The organism is Actinomycetospora sp. (genome assembly GCF_055612215.1).
In genome coordinates this window covers 1-1,860 of the sequence record NZ_JBVPVA010000557.1, presented here as the reverse complement: position 1 = coordinate 1,860, position 1,860 = coordinate 1, and the positions used below count along the sequence as shown (strand labels likewise).

At 74.0% G+C, this 1,860-nt stretch carries 2 protein-coding genes; one reads left to right on the top strand and one right to left on the bottom strand.

Going from position 1 to position 1,860, the window contains the following annotated elements; genetic code table 11:
* The first annotated feature begins 9 nt into the window (after nt 1–9).
* Complete coding sequence (gene rpsT / locus AC0CYZ_RS15410) at nt 10–303, top strand: 30S ribosomal protein S20 (protein WP_472216824.1); 294 nt, start codon at nt 10–12, stop codon at nt 301–303.
* 583 nt (nt 304–886) lie between these two features.
* Here the strand turns inward: rpsT and holA are convergent.
* Nucleotides 887–1,852: a DNA polymerase III subunit delta gene (holA, locus tag AC0CYZ_RS15405; protein ID WP_472216822.1), complete on the bottom strand. Its 966-nt coding sequence runs from the start codon at nt 1,850–1,852 to the stop codon at nt 887–889.
* Between the last annotated feature and the right edge of the window lie 8 nt (nt 1,853–1,860).

Here is a 1,860-nt window from a genome sequence, read left to right as displayed (position 1 = left end):
GAAGGCCCCGTGGCGAACATCAAGCAGCAGGTCAAGCGCAACCGCAAGAACGAGGAGGCTCGTCAGCGGAACAAGGCCGTCAAGTCGCGCATCAAGACCGCGATCCGTCGGTACCGCGAGACCCTCGAGTCCGGTGACACCTCGGCCGCCGACGAGCGCCGCCGCGAGGCCGGCCGTCTGCTCGACAAGGCCGTGAGCAAGGGCGTCATCCACAAGAACCAGGCGGCGAACAAGAAGTCGCGCATGGCCCACCGCGGCGCGCGCTTCACCGTCGACGCCAAGGGCGGCAAGACGCCGGCCTGAGCCGGTCTGCGCGAACGTCGTGAACGAAGGGCACCTTCGGTCGGTTCTATCGACCGCAGGTGCCCTTCGCTCGTCTCGGGGGTCGGTGGCTCGACGTCGAGGGGCACTGCACGCAGGTCGGGGGCGCTCGTCGGGTGCCTGAGGTGCTCCTGATCATGGAGCGTGGCTGACGAGCCGACGTCGCCGCCCGGCCGGCCGTCGCCGGCCGTCGCCGTCGAGGGGCACACTGCTCAGGTCTCAGACGTACGCGAGATGGCTCACGTGCTCGTGATCATGGAGGCCGGGCTGACCATCCCAGGCTCCGACGGCGAGGGGCACTGCACGCAGGGTCGGGGCGCCCCTGAGGTGCCTGGTGTGCTGTTGATCAACGGGCGGCGGACGACCCGCTGAGCGCCCCTCGATCAGGGGCACCGCACGCAGGCTCCAGGCGCCTCCGAGGTGCCTGGCGTGCTGTTGATCATGAAGGCCGGGCTGTCCATTCCAGGCCCCGACGACGAGGGGCACTGCACGCAGGCTCGGGGCGCCCCCGAGGTGCCTGGCGTGCTGATGATCATGGGCGGACGCGGACGGGCGGCCCCCCGGCTCAGCGCCGGCGGGCGTGACCGGCCAGCGCGGCCAGCTCGACCGTGGCCCGCTCGAGCGCGTACGCCGGGTCGGCCGCGGCGCCCTTGACGTCGGCGTTCACGTCGGCGACCAGCGACATCGCCCGGTTGAGCCCCGGGCCGTCCCAGCCGCGGGCCTGCCCCTGGGCCTTCTTGACCTTCCACGGCGGCATCTTGAGCTCGGAGGCCATCCGGTACGGGTCTCCCCGGCCCGCGGCCGACACCCGCGCGATGGTGCGCACCGCATCGGCCAGCGCGTCGGCCACGAGCACGTGCGCCACCCCGGTGTCGAGCGCCCAGCGCAGCGCCTCGAGCGCTCCCGCCCGGTCCCCCGTCACCGCGCGCTCGGCGACCGCGAACCCGGTGACGTCGGCCCGCCCGCGGTGGAAGCGCCGCACCGCCTCGGCGTCGACCTGCCCTCCCGAGTCGCTGACGAGCTGCGACGCCGCAGCCGCGAGCTCGCGCAGGTCCGACCCGACGGCGTCGAGCAGCAGCCCCAGCGCGTCGCCGGTGATGGTGCCGCCCGACTGCCGGACCTCGGCGCGCACGAAGTCGGCCCGCTGGTCGTACTTCCCGAGCTTCGGGGCCTCGGTGACCGCCGCGCCCGCCTTCTTCAACCCGTCGGCCAGCGCCTTGCCCTTGGCCCCGCCCGCATGCACGGCGACGAGCGCGACGCCCTCGGTGGGGGCCTTCGCGTAGTCGACGAGCACCGTGGTGACCTCGGCGTTCGCGTCCTGCGCGGCCTCGAGCACCACGACGCGGGCCTCGGCGAACAGCGACGGGCTGACCAGCTCGGCGAGCACCCCGGCGGTGATCTCCGAGGCGCGCAGCGTGCGGACCTCGACGTCGGGATCCCGACGGCGGGCGGCCGCGACCGCGCCGGAGACGGCCCGCTCGACCAGCAGGGCCTCGTCGCCCAGGACGAGCCGCACCGGGGCGTCCTCCACCGCGGCGG